Here is a 1,816-nt window from a genome sequence, read left to right as displayed (position 1 = left end):
GGGGGGGGGGGGAGAGGGGGGAATCGTTATTCTCGAAAAGGCCGTACCTGATAGCGGTAGCGATGCGGAGGCTCCTATAGGTCTCCCGACAGAACGTGACGTCCTGGATGAAATCCGGACATTGGCCAGCGAATTACGCAGGCAGAACGGAGATGCTTCACAAAGTCTCGACTTTACCACGCCCATCGGCTGGGAAGAGAGGGTGGGCTACCTTGACGGCCGGCCCATCAGGCGCTTGATCGTCTTCCTTCGCTCCACGGGCTGCGAGTGGGTCGAGAAGACCGGGGGGTGCACCATGTGCGGGTTTTACTGTGCAACGTCCCGCGGCAGGGAGGTCTCGGCGGCGGAGTACGTCGCACAGTTCGAGTACGTGATGAACGCCGTCGACCTCCGGGATTACCCGATTGTCTCGATATACAACGACGGGAATATCTTTAATGAACGTGAGATGCCGGTCGCCGCCATCGAGAAGATCTGTTCGTATATCGACGGCTACCGAAACATCAGGAAGGTGGTCGTCGAATCGCGGATCGACTATTCGCCCGATGAACATGTGCAGAAGATGAAGAAAGCCCTGAACGGGCGGCAACTTGAGGTGGCGTTCGGGTTTGAGTCTGCAAACCCTCAGGTGATGAACCTCTGTATCAACAAAGGGTTCTCGGCCAACAACTTCGATATCTTCTATTCGCGGATGCGGGGCATGGGCGTACTGACAAAACCGCTCCTGCTCGTGAAGCCGCCGTTCCTCACGGAAGCGGAAGCGATACGCGATATCCTCGATACCATATCCTTCTGTGTCTCCCGGGGGATCGACTATGTCGACCTTGAAGTGACGACGGTCGAGAAGAACACCGTTGTGCACGAACTCTGGAAGAACAACCTCTACCGCCCGCCGTGGCTCTGGAGCCTCGTCAACCTCCTGCAGCAGTGCCGGGAGCGGTTCGGGGACCGTGCCCATGTCTACGTCAGCCCCTGGAACTACTCGGTCGAGTCCCTGGACTGGGCCCGGAACTGCGGGAAGTGCGATGAGGAGGTCACGCGGGCGATTGAACGCTACAATTGCGGCTTTGATACGGCGGAGTTCGATGGGCTGGATTGTTCGTGCCGGGACGAGTGGAGGGAGGCCACTACGACGGAGGACCCCCGCACGATCCCGGAGAGGGTCCGCGAACAGCTGGCATACGTGCGGAATGCGCGGCTCTCATCGCTGTAGGTATCGGCCCGGGAGGCGGCCGACCCGATACTTTTTCAGCGAAGGCCGGCCTCACATCGAGGCGAGGGTCAGTCGAGTATTCCCTCCATATCGACGATCGCGTACGACGGGTAGAGGTAGAAGATCGTCGTGCTGCTGTAGATCATCATCACCCTCTCGTTCCGTTCAAAGACATGCCGCTGGTGGTCCCGGGACTTAAACGCCGCCTGGTGATACTCGGGAAGGGGGCCTGCACCCGGTCTTCCGTCCCGGACTGTGGCGTTGCAACGCCCTTTGCCGGTTTGCTTCTCTTCTTCGTCCACTTCGATGAAGAACGACAGCGGCAGTTCGTCGCTCCGGAACTCTACGTCGATGTACCCCTGCTCCCGGTTCGGGTCCTCCTCCGCAAAGCCCGTCCTGACCGAGGTGATGTTCCAGCCGTTCTCAAGCAGGACTCCGGCCTGCCGGTCGGCGAGGACGATCGCGATCACCTCCGTGACGTCGTTGTCGAAACCCCTTACCGGGATCGCAGAAGTGGTGATCGGGATCGCGACATCCCCCGCTCGTAGTGGAGGACCGCCGGGGTGGGGGTGACGTTTTCCGGCATACCGGTGTCCGCCGTGC

The 1,816-nt window shown here is 60.1% G+C and carries 2 protein-coding genes; one reads left to right on the top strand and one right to left on the bottom strand.

Features of this window, described 5'->3' with window-relative positions; all coding sequences use genetic code 11:
• The coding region (locus tag BP737_RS12020; RefSeq protein ID WP_342686215.1) for an archaeosine biosynthesis radical SAM protein RaSEA at positions 1-1,213 on the top strand (1,213 nt) is incomplete at its 5' end.
• Between the two features lie 68 nt (positions 1,214-1,281).
• Here BP737_RS12020 and BP737_RS12015 read toward each other — a convergent pair.
• A partial coding sequence (locus BP737_RS12015; RefSeq protein ID WP_292408451.1) for a hypothetical protein occupies positions 1,282-1,816 on the bottom strand: 535 nt, incomplete at its 5' end.

It is taken from the genome of Methanoculleus sp. UBA291, assembly GCF_002499755.1.
Taxonomy (GTDB): Archaea; Halobacteriota; Methanomicrobia; order Methanomicrobiales; family Methanoculleaceae; genus Methanoculleus; species Methanoculleus palmolei.
The sequence above is the reverse complement of the archived record's forward strand: the minus strand, read 5'-3'. Positions and strand labels throughout refer to the sequence as shown.